12 protein-coding genes are annotated in these 17,608 nt (G+C 58.3%); 6 read left to right on the top strand and 6 right to left on the bottom strand.

Annotation, left to right across the window (positions count from 1 at the left end; translation table 11 throughout):
* Position 1 precedes the first annotated feature (1 nt).
* Together V0R37_RS20050 and V0R37_RS20045 are read right to left on the bottom strand one after the other, a co-directional pair.
* A complete protein-coding gene (locus V0R37_RS20050) occupies positions 2-448 on the bottom strand; it encodes a DNA polymerase III subunit chi (RefSeq protein ID WP_420376243.1) in 447 nt (148 codons plus the stop codon).
* A 53-nt stretch (positions 449-501) separates the two neighbouring features.
* Positions 502-2,001: a leucyl aminopeptidase gene (locus V0R37_RS20045; protein ID WP_420376242.1), complete on the bottom strand. Its 1,500-nt coding sequence runs from the start codon at positions 1,999-2,001 to the stop codon at positions 502-504.
* Between the two features lie 55 nt (positions 2,002-2,056).
* Here V0R37_RS20045 and lptF point away from each other — a divergent pair, with 55 nt between their 5' ends.
* Positions 2,057-3,181 carry an LPS export ABC transporter permease LptF gene (lptF, locus tag V0R37_RS20040; RefSeq protein WP_420376241.1) on the top strand — a complete coding sequence of 375 codons (1,125 nt, stop codon included), beginning with the start codon at positions 2,057-2,059 and terminating at the stop codon, positions 3,179-3,181.
* Between the two features lie 856 nt (positions 3,182-4,037).
* Positions 4,038-9,863 (top strand): anti-phage protein ProA, encoded by a 5,826-nt coding sequence (proA, locus tag V0R37_RS20035; protein ID WP_420376240.1) that lies wholly within the window; start codon positions 4,038-4,040, stop codon positions 9,861-9,863.
* Positions 9,864-9,956: 93 nt separating this feature from the next.
* Here the strand turns inward: proA and V0R37_RS20030 are convergent, their stop codons facing one another.
* From V0R37_RS20030 to V0R37_RS20015, 4 genes are all read right to left on the bottom strand, one after another.
* Complete coding sequence (locus V0R37_RS20030) at positions 9,957-10,397, bottom strand: DMT family transporter (protein ID WP_420376239.1); 441 nt, start codon at positions 10,395-10,397, stop codon at positions 9,957-9,959.
* Positions 10,398-10,399: 2 nt separating this feature from the next.
* Positions 10,400-11,344: an alpha/beta fold hydrolase gene (locus V0R37_RS20025; RefSeq protein ID WP_420376238.1), complete on the bottom strand. Its 945-nt coding sequence runs from the start codon at positions 11,342-11,344 to the stop codon at positions 10,400-10,402.
* 48 nt (positions 11,345-11,392) lie between these two features.
* On the bottom strand, positions 11,393-12,001 hold the full coding sequence (locus tag V0R37_RS20020) for a TetR/AcrR family transcriptional regulator (RefSeq protein ID WP_420376237.1): 609 nt from the start codon (positions 11,999-12,001) through the stop codon (positions 11,393-11,395).
* An 85-nt stretch (positions 12,002-12,086) separates the two neighbouring features.
* A complete protein-coding gene (locus V0R37_RS20015; RefSeq protein WP_420376236.1) occupies positions 12,087-13,007 on the bottom strand; it encodes a LysR family transcriptional regulator in 921 nt (306 codons plus the stop codon).
* Positions 13,008-13,195: 188 nt separating this feature from the next.
* On the opposite strand from V0R37_RS20015, the gene V0R37_RS20010 reads away from it, so the two are divergent.
* The 4 genes from V0R37_RS20010 to V0R37_RS19995 all read left to right on the top strand — a co-directional run bounded on the left by V0R37_RS20010 (position 13,196) and on the right by V0R37_RS19995 (position 17,581).
* Positions 13,196-14,407, top strand: coding sequence for an ABC transporter substrate-binding protein (locus tag V0R37_RS20010; protein WP_420376235.1), 1,212 nt, complete (start codon positions 13,196-13,198; stop codon positions 14,405-14,407).
* Positions 14,408-14,508: 101 nt separating this feature from the next.
* The gene (locus V0R37_RS20005) at positions 14,509-16,002 is read left to right on the top strand and encodes a CoA-acylating methylmalonate-semialdehyde dehydrogenase (protein ID WP_420376234.1); all 1,494 of its coding nucleotides are present in this window, start codon (positions 14,509-14,511) and stop codon (positions 16,000-16,002) included.
* A 72-nt stretch (positions 16,003-16,074) separates the two neighbouring features.
* Positions 16,075-17,025: a CysB family HTH-type transcriptional regulator gene (locus V0R37_RS20000; RefSeq protein ID WP_420376233.1), complete on the top strand. Its 951-nt coding sequence runs from the start codon at positions 16,075-16,077 to the stop codon at positions 17,023-17,025.
* Between the two features lie 133 nt (positions 17,026-17,158).
* On the top strand, positions 17,159-17,581 hold the full coding sequence (locus V0R37_RS19995; RefSeq protein ID WP_420376232.1) for a DUF2325 domain-containing protein: 423 nt from the start codon (positions 17,159-17,161) through the stop codon (positions 17,579-17,581).
* Positions 17,582-17,608 lie beyond the last annotated feature (27 nt).

Here is a 17,608-nt window from a genome sequence, read left to right as displayed (position 1 = left end):
ATTATGCGCCTGTATCTTTTGGCGAGACGTCGTGCGCATGCAGATCGTGGCCGGCCTGCTGGTATTCGCGCCAGCGCTGGCGCGCGGCATTCTTGTCGTCTTCGTGGCCCGACACGATTTCCAGTATGCGCTCGAAGCGCTCAGCGCCCGGCGGGCATTGCAAGTCCAGGTTGATCAGCCAGGGCGGCGGTCCGGCCTGCGGTGCGGGCATGGGCTCGGTGGCGGTAAGCAGCACCGAGGTCTGCGCGGCCAGCGGATCGTCGGCCTGGACATGGGGCACAAAAGCCTCGGGGTCGAAGCCCCACAGCAGGCGGTCGAAACGGGCCAGCCTTTGCTTGTCCTGGGTATAGACAATCAAGCGGCGGCCCGACAGGTAGTGCTTGCGCACCACTTCGCATGCCATGCGCAGCCGGTCGGCGGCGCCGAAAGCGAAATCCACCCGGCTCATTGCGCGGCTCCCGTCCCGGCCTGTGCGGCGTGCCTTATAGCCATGCCGCGGCGTCAGGCCTGGCCCAGAAGATACTGCACCAGCAGGGGGACAGGCCGTCCGGAAGCGCCTTTGTCCTTGCCGCTGCGCCATGCCGTGCCGGCGATATCCAGGTGGGCCCATGGATAGCTGCCTGCAAACCGTGACAGGAAGCAGGCGGCGGTCACGGCGCCGGCCGGAGGGCCGCCGATATTGGCGATGTCGGCAAAGTTGGAGCGCAGTTGCTCCTGGTAGGCCTCGTCCAAAGGCAGGCGCCAGGCGGTATCGTTGGCCTCGCGGCCGGCGCGCAGCAGACTGTCGGCCAGTGCGTCGTCCTTGCTGAACAGGCCGGTGTTGACATGCCCCAAGGCGACGACGCAGGCCCCGGTCAGGGTGGCGATGTCGATGACCGCGGCCGGTTTGAAGCGCTCGGCATAGGTCAGCGCGTCGCACAGGACCAGGCGGCCTTCGGCATCGGTATTGAGGATTTCGATGGTTTGTCCCGACATGCTGGTCACGACATCGCCAGGCTTGTTGGCGCGGCCGCTGGGCAGGTTCTCGCAAGCGGGTATCAGGCCGATGACGTCGCGGTCCAGTTCCAGCTCGGCCACGGCGCGCAGGGTGCCCAGCACACTGGCGGCGCCGCACATGTCGTACTTCATTTCGTCCATGTTGGCGGCGGGCTTGAGCGAAATGCCGCCGGCGTCAAAGGTGATGCCTTTGCCGACCAGGACGATGGGGGCCTTGCGGTTCTTCGCCGTCTTGCCGCCCGCCGCGGCGTGCTTAAGGACGATGAAGGCGGGCGCTTCGTACGAGCCGCGCGCCACGGACAGGAAAGAACCCATTTTCAGGGTTTCGATCTGCTTGCGGTCCAGGACCTCGGCCTTCAGGCTCTTGAATTCCTTGGCGAGCTTTTTAGCGGTACTGCCCAGATAGGTCGGCGTGCACACATTGGGCGGCAGGTCGCCCAGCAAGCGCGTAAGATTCATGCCGTTGGCCATGGCCCGGCCTTCGCGCAGGCCGTTTTGCGCCTCGGTGGCCTGGGTGCGGGCTATCCACACCGTTATCTTTCTTAGCTTGGGCGCGTCGTCCTGTTTCTTGCTCAGTGTCGCGTTGTAGCGATAGGTGGCACGTCCGGCCGCCACAGCGGCGGCCCGCGCGCGGGCACGCAGGCCGGCGTCGGCGCATTCGATGGCGGCCAGGGCGGATACGCCTTCGGCAAGACCGGCGTTGGCGCAGTAATTGGCAAAGACCAGCTCGCCGGCGGCGTGGGCGGCGGCGTTATAGCTGTCCTGTTTGCCAAGGCCGACTAAAATGACGCGTGTTGCGGATATTCCGGGTAGATTCCGCAAGACCAGATGGGTATTGGGCTTGCCCTTGAATTCTGTTTTCAGTGCTTCGCGCAAGGCGCCGTTGCTGGCGCGGTCGATAATGTCGGCGGCCGGGCTCAGGATGCCGTCGCCGAAAACGCCTATAGCCAGGGCCGGTGTTTTGATTTGATGCAAAGAAGCAGTGGTCTGTGTGCTAAATTCCATTCGAGTTTCCCGAAAGTGTCCATAAGATGCTTACGATTATCCCGCATATTCTCTCATGTCACTATTCAAGCGTTCCGTAGTATCCGAAATCTCGAGTCACGCAGGCGTCGTGTTCTCGACCTTGCTGGTCGTTTGGCTTAGTGTCCTGCTGGTCCGCCTGCTGGGCGAGGCCGCTAACGGAACCATAGGCGCCGACGTTGTTTTCGGCCTGGCGACTTTTTCCAGTATCACCGCCTTGCCGGTGATACTGGCCGTATCTCTTTTTATTGCGGTATTGACCACGGTGACGCGTAATTTCCGCGAGTCGGAAATGGTGGTGTGGTTTGCCAGCGGCTTGTCGTTGAAGGATTGGGTGGGGCCGGTGCTGCGCTGCGCGGTGCCGGTGGCGGTGGTGATCGCCGTGCTGACGCTGATGGCTTCGCCCTGGGCCTATCGCCAGATCAGCGAATACAGGCAGCGCTACGAGCAGCGGTCCGATTTGTCCAAGGTGACGGCGGGGCAGTTCATCGAAACCGAAGACGGCGCCAGAGTGTTTTTCGCCGAGGAACCCACCCGGCCGGGCGAGGAAATGGGCAATGTGATCGCCAGGGTGATTGATCCCGAATGGCTCAGTGTGATTACGGCCGAAAGCGCGCGCATACAGAACGAAAAGAATGGGGATCGCTTCCTGGTGCTTAGCGAGGGCCATCGCTACGATTTAAAGCCGGGCAAGCCGGATTTCCGGATGATCGATTTCGAGCGCTATGGTTTCCGGCTAGAAAGCAAGGCCAGCGCCAGTTCGATCGATGCGGTGCGGCAGATGGCGGAAAGCGAGATCAAGGCGCGGCCGACGGCGCAGCTTTTCACGGATGACAACGATAATGCGCGTTCGCAGATCATGTGGCGGCTGGCTTTGCCCTTGGCTGCGCTAAACCTGGCTTTGCTGGCGATACCCCTGGGGGCGGTGAACCCGCGCCTGGGCCGGTCGGGGGATTTCCTTATCGCGGGCCTGGTAGGGTTGTTGTATATGAACCTGATCAATCTGTCGCGGGGCTGGATAGGGAAGGGGCAGTTGAGTTTTGGCGTGGGGGTCTGGCTGATTCATGCGCTGTTCACGGCGCTGATGATGTATATGATGTGGCGGAAGCTTAGGGTTAAGGCGCCTAAGGAGCCGAAGGGCCAGCAGGGCGTCGCCGCTTAGTACACGCCCGGTTTTTGGTTTCTTACAGCGGCTTGTTTATAAGCTGTCTTCCCTTGGTTTCTTAAACGGCGTGGCGGGCAGGCCGGGGCCGTGCTCCCATCGCGTCGGCCCCTTCGGGGCTGCCCTTGCCGTCGCTTCACAGCGGGGTACGGGCGTGAACTCATGAAATTAGCAGCCCCCGGCTGCTAATTTCATTCAGACAGCACGCCCTCTTACGCCCCCGCTGCGAAACGAGGGCTGCGGCTTGCTCAAAGGTCGCCTGGCCCCGGCCTGCCCGCCACGCCTTAAGGTTCCATTATGCGTTGAGATCCCTTTACGGCGTGAAGTCCTATTAGGTCGTGAGGCGCTTTACGGCTTGGCTCCAAGGTCCGTTAGGTCGGACTTGATTTCACATGCGATACATGATCAAGCCTGGATTGGCCTTGTAACAGCTGCTTTCGGCCAAGGGCAGTCGGGTGGCGACTGGAAAAGCGCTGACTAGACGTCGTAGCACGGTGAGCGTTACTCACTCAAAAGCGAAACGGTATTCTAACGACCTTCGCTCATTGGGCTTACCGTCTGCACGCAGTGCAACAGCCAGGTACTTTGTACAACCGTCCATGAGCAAACATTCATCACGAAGGCGGGTGTGCAGGCCATGCACAAATTTAGAGCGTCGCGATGGCCTCAGAAGTGGCGCGGTCGTTCAGCTTCTCTCGAAATGTGTTAAACCATACCTATTTGTGAGAATATTTTTCAATTTTAGCCAGGCGTGGGACCTCCACTGGACTGAAGTCATTCTAAGTTCATAACTAGACTAGCGTTCGATAGGTTTCCAGATCACCCTGAGCAAGTTGAAAGATCATCGGGTCGAGATATGCAAGAAAAGCAGAAGAGTGCGGCCGTCGCCAACTCGCTGGCAACAGAGCCACCGAAAGCCATCCTTGCGCTAGAGAAGCGCGTCAACACGAAGATCAACTTCGCGATGGCGCAAAACAACGCGTCTGTGCTGCATTCGCTCTGCATTCACAACAGCGGTGACGTAGCAGCGACCAACGTTTCGCTGACGCTCCGTGCGAATCCTGCGGTACTGCGCGACAAGGTCTGGCAGATCGACCGTATCCGGCCCGGGGAGCATGTCGAATTGGGTGATCTAGCGACACCGCTTGATACGGCAATTCTTGGCGGTATTGACGAAGCAGAGATCGGGCAGCTTGAGTTCTCGTTGAGGATCGGCGACGATCTGGTTGAGTGCAACCAAGATCCCGTCGAGCTACTGGCCAGAGATGAATGGGGCGGTCTCAGCGAGATGGAAAACATTCTTGCTGCATTCGTTTCTCCGAATCAGCCACAGGTAGCTCGATTGCTAAAGCAAGCATCGTCTCTACTAGAGGCCGCGGGACATGATGGTTCGATGGAGGGATACCAATCGAATAGTCCTCAGCGCGTGTGGATGATCGCGGGAGCCATCTGGTCCGCCGCGACGGGACTGAATCTGGCGTATGCCGTTCCACCGGCCTCATTTGAGCGTAGCGGACAGAAGATACGCGATCCTGAACGCATCGTGGCTGAAGGCCTCGCTACCTGCCTTGATACTACTTTGTTGCTGGCTGCAGCATTCGAGGCCGCAGGATTGCATGCGTCCATTCTTTTCTCGCGAGGCCATGCGTGGGTAGGTGTGTGGATCACCAACAACGATTTTGGCAAATTGATAGAGCCTGATGTCATCGCAGTGCGCAAAGCAGCGGCCGCCCGCGAGTTCATCGCGCTGGAAACGACTTTGCTGACAAAGCGACCCAGCGTCGGCTTCGAGCAGGCAATGGAAGCCGGTTTAGATAGATTTTCTGAAGCGAACGAAACCGAATTCGAGAAAGCAATAGATATCAACCGCGCGCGAGCTGCGCGCATCCGTCCACTTGCCAGCCATCGGGATCCTATCGCTACCGATGAGCAACCTGATGCGTCCACGCCCGCTGCCCTACCTCGTCCACTGGATCTTGGGCACTTACCGGGTGACATCATTGAAATAGCTCCTTCAACTGCGCTGGGGAGAATTGAAAGGTGGCAACGTAAGCTATTAGACCTTTCTTTGGCCAATAAACTGCTCAACTTCAAGGAAACAAAGCTATCTGTAGGCTTGATCTGCCCAAACGTGTCGGAACTCGAAGACCAATTGGCCGAAGGCAAGACGTTCCGCTTGTTGGCCCTCAAGGACGAGAATGCACTTTCCGGGCGTGATGTCACGCCGCAACAAGCTCGCGCGATTGAAACCAGCCTAGCGCTGGATGCGCTAGCCAAAGGCCAAGTTGCCGTACCGCTCACTGCGCGCGAGATGGCCAATCGCCTTACTGAGCTATATAGGAAGGCGCGCAGCGATGTCCAGGAAGGAGGAACGAACACACTGTTCCTGGTCGTCGGGTTCCTCAGGTGGAAACGGACCGAATCGGAGCCCCGCCACTATCGCGCCCCGCTATTACTCCTGCCGGTCAAGCTGGAGCGGCGCTCGGCCCAGTCCGAGTTCCGCCTTACACAGCTTGAAGATGAAGTTCGGATTAACGCAACGCTGCTTGAACTCCTTAAACGGGACTTCGAACTCCGTATTCCCGAACTGGAGGGAGAGTTGCCTTGCGACGAGCGTGGACTAGACATTCCTCTCATTCTCGAGATCATACGTCGACGAGTTCGCGATGTCGCCGGTTTCGAAGTGCTGGAGGAGTGCGCGCTCTCTACTTTCTCATTTGCAAAGTATTTGATGTGGAAGGACCTCGTCGACCGCACCGACAACTTGCGAGAAAGCGCGCTGGTCAGACATCTCGTCGACAGTCCGAGCGAAGCGTTCGAAGGCGCACGAACCCCTATGCCGCGACCGGAAGATATCGATCATAGACACGCGCCCGCCGATATCCTGGCTCCGCTGCCAGCAGACAGCTCACAACTTGCCGCAGTGGTGGCTGCGGGAGAACGACGCGATTTCGTCCTGATCGGACCGCCAGGGACAGGAAAGAGCCAAACTATCACCAACATCATCGCCGACCAGTTGGCGAGAGGGCGGACGGTCTTATTTGTTGCGGAGAAAGCAGCAGCGCTGGACGTCGTTCAACGACGTTTGGTGCGCCAGGGCTTGGGGTCCGCCGTTCTCGAACTCCATTCCAACAAAGCTGATCGCAAGGCTGTTCTCCAACAACTGGGCCGGTCGTGGCAGCGCGCAAGTACCCCATGTGCCCAAGAATGGATGCAGGTTACGGAAGATGTGCGCCTGACACGCGACCAACTGAATGCCTACGTCGAAGAGCTCCACCGGCCTGGCACCCAAGGATTCAGCGTTTTCCAGGCTATAGGACGCGCGGTCAGCGGCCCGGTACCGTTCACGCTTAGCTTTGCTGATAAGGACTGCCACGATGCCCATAGCTGGAACCGACTGCGTGCACTGGCAGCCGAGTTAGGTCAGAGGCACGCCATTGTTGCTGACTTTCCTCTCGATGGCCCTCTTTCCTTGATCTGTCCAGGCGAATGGTCATATGCATGGCAGGACAAACTTCTGGAAACTGCGCGACGGCTGCGAATCGCGATACGGGAAGTCAATTCCGCCCGGGGAGCACTGGGTGCGCTGTTCGGCTGCACGGCCATACAGCCTGAGGTCTGGCCGGTTATTGACCATCTGCCCGCCATGCGATTGGGCAAACCTGCCATTGATTCCGCCTCGCTGAAGAATCCTCGGGAGTTGCGGGCAGTAATATCGCCGTTAGCAAATGAGCTGGCTCAGTGCGATGCTGCTCGTCGGCAGTTGAAGGGCGAGTACGAGGACCGGACCATTGCATCTATGCCGCTGGAAGCCCTTGAGTTGCAATGGCGAGAGGCAGGGACCAAGTTCTCGATCCTCAAATCCTTCGCACAGAGCAAGGTAACGAAGCTGCTGCGGACATACAGTAGCGGAAAGCTGGCAAGCCCCCAGACGGATATTCCAGCACTTCGCAACTTGCTGGCGGCACAGCTTCGGATTAACGCTTCACCCCTGGCAACACTTTTATCTTTCAGCGGCGAGAAAACCGATATCCAAAAGATAGATGAGGCGTTGGACACCGCGGAAGCCTACCTCAGCTTCGAGGAACTGCTCGCTCGTTCGGGAATACTGACAGCGCGCATCATGGAGCAGCGGGTCGACCTGATCTTGCAAGATGGTGGAGCAACGAGACCGCTCCTTCAACGGCTGGACACGGCGTTGAAAGCTTTAGTTATAGAGCGGGAGGCCTTCGCTGCTGCTGGAGGGAAGGCTTTCGAGGACGGGCCACAGGTTGAAACGCTTCTAGCGGGGCTGGACACCTATAGCGGTAGGCTGGCTGACTGGTTGAAATGGTTGTCATCCAGGCAGCGCGCTGAGGCCGTCGGGCTCTTGCCTCTGGCCCAAGCACTCGAAGCGGGCGAACTGATTTCCGACACTGCTGCGACCTTCGAACGAGCGTATATGACCTGGTGGCTCAGGCTGGCGATGGACGCCTCAAGCTCCTTGCGCAGTTTCGCGCACTGGGAGCATGAAACACTCATTCAGCGCTTCCGTGAACTTGATCAGGCCATGACTGACTTGGCTGCCAGCGAGGTCATGCGCCGGCTCGGAAACGACCTGCCATTAGCCGAGAGTGTGCCTCGCCGATCCGAACTCGGTTTGCTACGCCATCAGTTGGGGCTTCAAAGACCCACGGCCGCTATTCGAAACCTTATCTCCGAAATGCCGACTACCTTTGCAAAGTTGGCACCGTGCGTACTTATGTCCCCCCTATCGGTTGCTCAGTACCTGCCCCCAGGGCAAGCACAGTTTGATCTCGTCATCTTCGATGAGGCCTCCCAGATTTCGACCTGGGATGCTGTGGGTGCCATTGCACGAGGGCGTCAAGCCATCATCGTAGGGGACCCTAAGCAGCTTCCCCCAACTAACTTCTTCGGCCGCAATGACGACGGAGAGGGTGATAGCCAGGACCTCGCCGAGTTCGAAAAAGATATGCCATCAATCCTGGACGAGGTGACGGCAGCCGGCATACCTACACATCGTCTGAATTGGCACTATCGGAGCCGCGACGAGGCACTCATCGCATTCTCCAACCACAATTACTATGATGGTGGGCTTGTGACGTTCCCGTCGCCCAACGCCTCCGACGATGCCCTACGTCTTCATAAAATCAATGGTACCTACATGCGAGGCCAAGGGCGTACGAATCCGGACGAAGCGCGCGCACTCGTCTCGTTAATCCGGGCCAAGCTCACCGAGTGGTTGCTGGTACCCGAATCGCAGCGGCATACCTTGGGCGTCATCACCTTCAATGCTCAACAGCAGAGCCTCCTTCTAGATCTTCTAGATGCTGAGCGAAAAGCAAATCCTTCGTTAGAGTGGTTCTTTTCCGACGAACGCGAAGAGCCGGTCATCGTTAAGAACCTCGAGAACATCCAAGGGGATGAACGTGATGTCATCCTGTTCTCCACGACCTTCGGTGCCGACTCTGCCGGTAAGATCTCTATGAACTTCGGTGCCCTGAATTTGGATGGCGGAGAGAAACGCCTTAACGTTGCGGTTACGCGCGCGCGCTCAGAGCTTCATGTGTTCAGCTCACTCACCGCTGACCAGATTGACCTGAGCAGAACCGGTGCCAGGGGCGTCAAGGATTTCAAGGCTTTCCTCGATTTTGCTGATAGAGGAGCGGTTGCACTTGCCGCTCAAGACTCGGGATCTTTAGGCGGAGTGGACTCGCCCTTTGAAGCAGCTGTGCGTGAGGCGCTAATCCAAAAAGGGTGGGAAGTGCATACACAAATAGGGGTCTCCGGTTTCCGGATCGACCTAGGCATACGTCATCCCGACTATGCAGGCGCGTGGCTGGCGGGCGTTGAATGCGACGGCGCAACTTATCACGGTTCTGCCACAGCGCGTGATCGTGATCGCATCCGTCAAGCGGTGTTGGAAGGACTGGGGTGGAAGGTGCTAAGAATTTGGTCGACCGATTGGTTCCGAAACTCTGTCGTAGCCGCCGAGAGGGTAGATAACGCCTTACGTGCAGCGTTAGCTGAAGACCGAGAGCAAAAGGCCAGCGAGCAGGCAACCGCGTCCGACTTTAACCACGTTGAAACATTCACTCCAGACGAAGAACTGCCAACGCCCATTGAGGTGTTTACAGAAGAAGGGCCGGAGGAGGAAGAGCAAACTAGGCTTATGTATGCCTCCGCGCCGGATACTATCAAATCAACATCCGATTCCCCTGTTGTTACAGCGGATCCAGAGCGATTCTTCGATTCATCTTACGACGACACACTGGCTCAGCTGATTCGTCACATAATTGCCTCGGACACCCCCATATCCGAATTAAGCTTAGCCCGTCGCATCTCCCAAGCGCATGGCTGGCAAAGGACAGGCAGTCGTATACAGAAGCGAATCTCATCCATGCATCATATGTGGGAGTCCTCAAGCGAGGGCAGCACAAATTTTTTATGGAGCAAAGGCTCACTTGCCAGCAGAGTACCTTTCAGAGGCCTGGCCGGAAGAACAATTCGGGAAGTATCGCGTACCGAGATTGCGTGGGTCGAGGATCAACATACGGCACGCATCGCGGTTTCCGAGGACTCAGTACTGGAGCTTTCGAGATTGATTGGCATCGCCCGGCTGACCCAGGATACGAGGGCATACTTAGAGGAATGCCGCGAGTGGCGGGCTACTACCATTTGATTGGCGCTGAGGTTTGTTGTGCGTGTTCAGTTGTTTTTTCATCTAACTCGGCCAAAACCGGCTGGCCGCCTCCCCAACGGACTTGGCGAAATTTTAAACACTCATTAGCACTGCACCGGCAAGAAGCAAACCCGCTGCCGTCATCCTCTGAAGGCTGAAGGGTTGTACTGCCATGTCAAACCAGCCAAGGCGATCCAATGCCATAGCGGCGGTCACCTGACCTGCCATGACCAACGCAATCATGTTCGCAGCGCCTATTCGGGGGGCGACGGCAGTGGTTGCAGACAGGACGACAGCCCCGCACAGCCCTCCGGTCCAGGCCCACCAAGGAAGCTCGGTCATTTGCGATAGTCTTGGCCATGTTTTGCCGGACGCGAGCGCGACGCATGCAAGTATGGCCGCCACAAGCAATGCAGATAGGGCTGCCGCCCACAGGGGGCCTCCTATTGCGCGTCCTAAGCGAGCATTGACAAGCGCCTGCAAGGGAAGCATTAATCCGGCAGTCACAGCAAGAAGAAAGAAGAACCAAGACATCGCTATTTCCCTTGCCGCTTGCCGAAAAAATCCACCAGCAGTTCAGATACGTGATTCGAAGCCTCTTCTGGAAGGAAATGTCCGGCGTTCAAGATCACGTCACCTTGCACATCGTCCGCCAAAGACTTCAATGCATCCACGATACGGTCTCCGACTCCTCGCTCTGCTCCCACAGCCAGCACTGGAATGTCTAGTCGCTTCTCGGCGCGACGGCGGTTTGCGGCAACTCCCGCGGGTGAAAGCGCTGACTGGTAGTAGCCGGTTACCGCTCGCAATGCCCCGGGAGCCGCTAGCTGACGCGCATAGATCGCGATGTCTTCGGTTGTAATTGCCCAGGGCTGAAGCGCTTTCGCGCGAAACAGCCAAGTTAGAAAAACCTCTTCGCGCCCAGCTATTAGTAACCGAGGAAGCTCATCGAGTTGGTTGAAAGAGAAATGCCAACTGCGCAGGTTTGCCTCCTCGGCGGGCAGATCACTGCGCGCTGCTGAAAGTCCCGGTATTAGAGCGTCAAACATTGCGACGCGACGAATGTCGGAGCGCCAATCAGCGGCCCATGCATAGGCGATCCAACTGCCTACGTCGTGTCCCACGACATCGATTGGTCCGTTCTCGAACAGCCCGATCTTCGCTGCAAAATGGTGCAGTTCAGTGGAGACTGTGGCCATATCGTAATTACCCGCTGGCGCGTCACTTTCCCCCATACCTCGAGGATCGACTGCAATGACCCTATAACCGGCGTCAGCCAGCTGGGGCATCACGTAGCGCCATGCATACCAGCTCTGTGGCCAGCCCGGAATCAGTAGAACGGGAGGGCCTTCGCCCCCCTCCACGTAATGAAGGTTGACGTCACCAACCCGAGCGCTGGCATGGCGAAATCGTTGCCAGAAATCCGTACGCATCATGAAATCCGCACCGACATGCTCGGCTTGTTTTGAATGAATACTCATAACTGCTCCCTAAAATGGAATTGATCGTTTCCTAATTGATGAAATTTTTTAGAGCAAGCGCATTAACTCGGCAACCATTCCGAGCATAGCGCTGGTGTCTGATCCTGTTTTCCCGAGTATCCGCATACCTTGTTGAAGTGCCAGGAGGAGCTTCGCCATGCTGGCGGCATTGACCTCCGTACGAATGGAACCGTCCATCTGACCTTCTTCAATGAGGCGCAGGAACTGTTCTTCTTGTTTAGTCTGCTGTGCAGCGATCAAATCGGAAATCTCCTTGTCGGCCAAAGCAAGTTCAACGGCACTCTCAATAACCAAGCATCCGGTGCGGCCGGCAACTTCACTACTCAGTAGCGCATACTGAGTAAGTAGAAGCTCGATTTTTTTCTTGCCGGAAAGCTCGCTGGCCAAGCAAGCAGCAATCGCTTTGCTGCGCTGTGTCATGTAGCGATCAAGCGCCGCTAGAAAAAGCCCCCGCTTGTCGCCCCATGCCTTGTAGATGCTGCCTGACGTCAAGCCCAGGCATGCATTCAGGTCCGAGATGGAGGTGCCGTGGTACCCATATTCGCTAAAGCGAGTGATTGCTTTGTCCAGGGCAGCATTCGTATCGAACTCGCGAGGCCGACCAGGGCCGACAGGAACTTCGGTTTTTTGATTCATGGGATTATTATAGGAAACAATCGTTTCCTAATCAAGCGGCACAACTAATTAAGCAGCCTCTGCGGGAGTGGCACGAGCGCTGTGCTCAGGGCAGGTATTGCAAGCTATTCGCCTCACCACGCAGCAACGGCGTATTCAATTGCACGGATTTTTTCAAAAAGTCCCACAGGGCCATCACTCGGTTGGAGTGGCGCAGGTCTTCGTGGCAGTGCATCCAGAAACTGCGGGTTACGACGATTTCATCGTCAAGCACCGGGCGCAGGCGCGGGTCCTGAGCGGCCATGAAGCAGGGCAGAATGGTCAGCGACTGGCCTTGCAGGGCGGCGTGGTATTGGGCGATGACGCTGGTGCTTTTGAAGATGACGCGGTCGGTGGCGACGATATCGTCCAGGTAGCGCAGGCGGTCGCTGAACAGAAGTTCTTCCACATAGCCTATGAAGCTGTGCTTGCCCAGGTCGGACAGGCTTCGTATGGGCGCGCTGCGCGCCAGGTAATCGGTGCTGCCGTACAGCTTCAGCGAATAGTCCAGCAGCTTGGTGCATAGATAGGGGCCGCGCTGGGGGCGCTCCAGCGATATCGCGATATCGGCTTCGCGCTTGGACAGGCTTATGAAGCGCGGCACGGGCATGATGTCCAGGGTGATGGCCGGATAGCGCCGCTGGAAATCCACCATCAGCGGTGTCAGGACATAGTTGCCGAAGCCCTCGGTGGAGCCTACGCGCAGGTGCCCGGACAGGGTTTGGGATTGCCCCAGGATGTCTTCGCGGGCATTGATCAGCGCGCCCTCCATCTGCTCGGCATAGGCGAAAAAGCGCAGGCCGTCCTCTGTCAGGGTGAAGCCCGTGGCTTTGGATTTGTCGAACAGCAGGGTGCCCAGCTCGCGTTCCAGGGCCTGGATGCGGCGTGAAACGGTGCTGTGCTGCACGCCCAGGCGCAGGGCCGCCGCGCTGACGCGCGAGGTGCGCGCGACTTCAAGGAAATACCGCAGGCCGTCCCAATCGAGCATCGAGTTTGTTGTGCATTTTTTAGCAATGAATGTGCAAATATTGTCGTGGAAATAAGTTTTTTACACAACTACACTGCAAAAGTGCCAAGGAGCGGCGCAATATGGGCCGGACAGGTGGTTTTGCAGGCAAAACTATTCCGCCATCATGCTCCCAGATGCACTAAAACTATAAAGATCGGAGACTAGCCATGAAGAAATTTACGCTTACCCTGGCGGCCAGCCTTTGCATGGGGGTGGCCGCTGGCGCCGCCGCCAAGGCGCCGCCTGTAAAGATCGGCATCCTGACTGATATGTCCGGCACCTATGCCTCGATGGGCGGGCCCGGTTCGGTGGCGGCGGCCAAGCTGGCGATTGCCGATTGCCTGGCGGCCGAATGCAAGGGCATGGACATCCAGCTGGTGTCGGCCGATAACCAGAACAAGGCCGATGTGGGCGCCGCCAAGGCTCGGGAATGGTTCGACCGCGAGGGCGTCAGTGCCATTGCTGACCTGACCAATTCCGCCGTGGCGCTCGCCGTGCAGGGCATCGCCAAGGAAAAGAACAAGGTCGTGATGTTTTCCGGGCCCGCCACCACGGGCCTGACCAACGACAGTTGCTCGCCGGTGGGCTTTCACTGGATGTTCGATGTCTATTCCCAGTCGGTCGGCGGCGTGCGGGCCATGGTCAACAAGGGCGGCAAGTCGTGGTTCTTCATTACCGTCGATTACGCCTTCGGCCATTCGTTGCAGAAGGGCTCCGAAGACATGGTCAAGGAATTGGGCGGGACGGTGGTGGGGTCGGTGCTGCATCCCCTGAATGTCCCTGACTTCGCTTCTTATCTGCTTCAGGCGCAAAGCTCCAAGGCCCAGGTCGTGGCGCTGGCCAATGGCGGGGCCGACGTGGTGAATGCCATCAAGCAGGCGCGCGAGTTCGGCATTGTGGCAGGCGGGCAGCGCCTGGCTTCGCTGCTGATATTCCTGTCCGATTTGCGTGCGCTGGGGTTGGAGAATGCCCAGGGCCTGACCTATGTGGACGGTTTTTATTGGGACTTCGACGACGGCACGCGTGCCTGGTCCGATCGCTTCGCCAAGGCCTTCGGTGGCCTGAAGCCGACCATGACGCAGGCCGGCGTGTATTCCAGCGTGCTTCATTACCTGAAGGCCGTCGCCGCGACGCAGTCCACGGACGGCAAGGTAGTGGCCGACAAGATGCGCGAGCTTCCCATCAAGGATCCCATCATGCATAACGCGTCCATCCGCCCCGATGGCCGTGTAATACACGATATGTATCTGTACGAGGTGAAAACGCCGGCGGAATCCAAGGGCGAATGGGACTTGTCCAAGCTGGTGGCCACAATACCCGCGGCCGAGGCGTTCCAGCCTTTGTCCAGCTCGACATGCCCTCTGGTCAAGAAAAGCTGAACCTGATCCGGGCATGCCCCATGCTCGCTGTACTGGCGCATGGGCGTTCCGCGATTGCCTTAATTTGTATTTTGCATCATGAATGCGCCAAGGAGACGTAAATGAGTGCCGTACCCCGTATCCCGCTGCTTATCGGCGGCAAGCTTGTGCAGTCCAAGACCACCGAGTGGCGGGACGTCATCAATCCCGCGACGCAGGAAGTCGTTGCGCAAGTGCCTTTTGCGACCAGGGAAGAACTGGATATGGTTGTGGCCAATTCCAAAGAGGCTTTCCAGAAATGGCGCAGCACCAGCCAGGGTGCGCGCACCCGCATCATGTTGAATTTGCAGAAGCTGGTGCGCGACAACACCGCCGCGCTGGCGAAATCGATTTCGCTGGAGCATGGAAAGACCCTGCCTGACGCCGAAGGCGAAGTGGGGCGCGGGTTGGAGGTCATAGAACACGCTTGCGCCATGGCATCCCTGCAGCTTGGCGAGTATGCCGAGAACGCCGCCACGGGCATCGACGTCTACACGCTGATCCAGCCTTTGGGCGTGTGCGCCGGCATCACGGCCTTCAACTTCCCCATCATGCTGCCTTGCTTCATGTTCCCCATGGCCATCGCGGCGGGCAACACCTTCATATTGAAGCCGTCCGAGCAGGATCCCAGCTCGTCGCTGATGCTGGCCCAGCTTGCGCTGGAAGCCGGCCTGCCGCCCGGCGTGCTCAATGTGGTGCATGGCGGTCCCGACATTGCCAACGGCCTGTGCGACCACCCCGACATCAAGGCTATTTCGTTCATCGGCTCGACCCATGTGGGCACGGCCATCTACCGCCGGGCTTCCGAGGCCGGCAAGCGCTGCCAGGCCATGATGGGCGCGAAGAACCATTGCGTCATCCTGCCGGATGCGGATCGCGAAGTGGCCTTGAACCAGCTGGTAGGCGCCGCTTTCGGCGCGGCCGGACAGCGCTGCATGGCGACATCGGTCGCGGTCCTGGTGGGTGAGGCACGCGATTGGCTGCCCGATTTCATCGAGCGTGCCAAGAAGCTCAAGGTCAGCATAGGCTCCGATCGCGATGCGGATCTTGGGCCGCTGGTGTCCCCCAACGCCAAGAAGCGTGTCGAGGGATTGATACAGCAGGGCGTGGATGAAGGCGCCGAACTGGTACTGGATGGGCGCAATCTGAATGTGCCGGGCTACGAGAAGGGCAACTTTGTCGGGCCGACCGTCTTCAGCGGCGTGAAGTCCGATATGTCGATCTATCGCGAGGAAATCTTCGGGCCGGTGCTGGGCGTGGTGGGCGTCGATACCCTGGAAGAAGCGGTGGAGTTCATCAATGCCAATCCCAACGGCAACGGCGTGGCGGTCTTTACCCAGGACGGCGGCGCGGCGCGTTATTTCCAGAACAACATCGATGTGGGCCAGATCGGCATAAACATCCCCATTCCCGTGCCGGTCGCCTGGTTCAGCTTTACCGGATCGCGGGCGTCCAAGCTTGGCGACCTGGGCCCCAACGGCAAGCAGGCGGTGCATTTCTGGACCCAGACCAAGACCGTCACCGCGCGCTGGTCGGCTCATGCTTCAGGGGTGAACACCACCATTTCCATGAAGTAAGCTTATAACTAGAAAGAATATATTTTAATTTCTATATTACATATAATAGCCCTTCCTATAGGGCTATTTTTTATGAATCTCCAGCAATTCCGCTTTGTCCGCGAAACGATACGGCGCAATTTCAATCTGACCGAGGCGGCTCGCACGCTGTATACGTCGCAGCCGGGCGTGTCCAAAGCCATCATCGAATTCGAGGACGAGCTGGGGGTCAAGATATTCGAACGGCACGGCAAACGCATAAAAGGGCTGACCAAGCCGGGGCACGTGGTGGCGCAGGTCATCGACCGCATCATGCGCGAGGTCGACAACCTGAAAAAGGTCAGCGACGAATTCGCCCGGCGCGACGAGGGCGGGCTGACCATCGCCTGCACACACGCCCAGGCACGCTACATATTGCCTCGGGTCATCCCGGCTTTCCGTGAACGCTTTCCCAAGGTCCGGGTCTCGCTGGCGGAAGGGAACCCGCCGCATTTGGCGAAAATGGTCCTGCACGAGCAGGCCGATGTCGCCATAGCCACCGAAACCCTGGCCTTGACGCCCGGCCTGGCCGCCATGCCAGTGTATTCCTGGGAACACACCATCGTGGTGCGGCCCGACCACCCTTTGGCCGAGCTTACGTCCAGCGCCGCCAAGGCGATCACCCTGAAGCAGTTGGCCCAGTACCCCATCGTTACCTACGATCACGCGTTTTCGGGCCGTGGAACCATAGACGAGGTATTCGCCGCCGCGGATATCGTTCCCGACATCGTCCTGGAAGCCATTGACGCCGACGTCATCAAGACATATGTCGACGTCGGCCTGGGCATAGGGATTATTGCGGGCATGGCCTTCGATCCCCGGCGCGACAAGGGCCTGGTGGGCCTGCCCGCCGGCCATTTGTTCGGAACCCATGTCACCCGCGTGGCGGTCAAATCAGGCGTATTCCTGCGCGATTACGTGTATGTGCTGCTGGAAATGCTGGCCCCTGAACTTACCCGCGAAGTCGTTCAGGAAGCCATCGACAAGAGCCCCAAAGCCGACTGAACGGCGGGCCGGGGGCGAGAGGGCGGGCCTCCGGAAGAAATTGGACCAGGGATAATTCATGTCTATTTTCTGTTGACAATGATAATAAGAATGATTATCGTTACGGAACACTTTTTCTTGTTCTGGAGCCGTCATGTCCCAATTCGTCAGCGCTGTAGTCGTAGGAGCCGATCGCCTGGGAAATATCCCCGATCTGCTCAAGGGTCACAATATCGCCATCCGCCACCACATCAGCGGCCGCGATCCCTCTCATCAGAAAAAGACCTTGCAACTGCCCTCGGGCACCGAGTTGCTGATATTGCTTACCGATTTCCTGGGCCACAATGTCATGAAGACATTCCGGGCCGCGGCGCAAAAGGCCGGAATACGCGTGTTGGCCTGCCGGCGTTCCGTATGCAGCGTGAAGCAGGCCTTGAATCAGTGCGGCTACTGTGAAGCATGTTCCAGCCCCCAGCAAGCGGGCGGCAATCAGCAGATGAAGAGGGGGGCGCAGCAGATGGCCGCTGAAGGCGGTGGCGGGCGTGGGATGTCAGGCGGCCGCGTAAGGCCAAGATAGCCAGCGCACATGGGTTCCCGGAAGAAC

Origin of the sequence: Pollutimonas rozaliensis, assembly GCF_048751585.1 — a bacterium.
In the GTDB taxonomy this organism is placed as follows: domain Bacteria; phylum Pseudomonadota; class Gammaproteobacteria; order Burkholderiales; family Burkholderiaceae_B.
Note: the sequence above shows the minus strand (reverse complement) of the source record. Positions and strands in the feature narration are given on the sequence as shown.

Coding starts and splice junctions, on each gene's coding strand:
- V0R37_RS20025 (WP_420376238.1), bottom strand. CDS start 11,344: ATGAGTATTCATTCAAAACAAGCCGAGCATGTCGGTGCGGATTTCATG.
- lptF (WP_420376241.1), top strand. CDS start 2,057: ATGTCACTATTCAAGCGTTCCGTAGTATCCGAAATCTCGAGTCACGCA.
- V0R37_RS20020 (WP_420376237.1), bottom strand. CDS start 12,001: ATGAATCAAAAAACCGAAGTTCCTGTCGGCCCTGGTCGGCCTCGCGAG.
- V0R37_RS20010 (WP_420376235.1), top strand. CDS start 13,196: ATGAAGAAATTTACGCTTACCCTGGCGGCCAGCCTTTGCATGGGGGTG.
- V0R37_RS20005 (WP_420376234.1), top strand. CDS start 14,509: ATGAGTGCCGTACCCCGTATCCCGCTGCTTATCGGCGGCAAGCTTGTG.
- proA (WP_420376240.1), top strand. CDS start 4,038: ATGCAAGAAAAGCAGAAGAGTGCGGCCGTCGCCAACTCGCTGGCAACA.
- V0R37_RS19995 (WP_420376232.1), top strand. CDS start 17,159: ATGTCCCAATTCGTCAGCGCTGTAGTCGTAGGAGCCGATCGCCTGGGA.
- V0R37_RS20000 (WP_420376233.1), top strand. CDS start 16,075: ATGAATCTCCAGCAATTCCGCTTTGTCCGCGAAACGATACGGCGCAAT.
- V0R37_RS20050 (WP_420376243.1), bottom strand. CDS start 448: ATGAGCCGGGTGGATTTCGCTTTCGGCGCCGCCGACCGGCTGCGCATG.
- V0R37_RS20030 (WP_420376239.1), bottom strand. CDS start 10,397: ATGTCTTGGTTCTTCTTTCTTCTTGCTGTGACTGCCGGATTAATGCTT.
- V0R37_RS20045 (WP_420376242.1), bottom strand. CDS start 2,001: ATGGAATTTAGCACACAGACCACTGCTTCTTTGCATCAAATCAAAACA.
- V0R37_RS20015 (WP_420376236.1), bottom strand. CDS start 13,007: ATGCTCGATTGGGACGGCCTGCGGTATTTCCTTGAAGTCGCGCGCACC.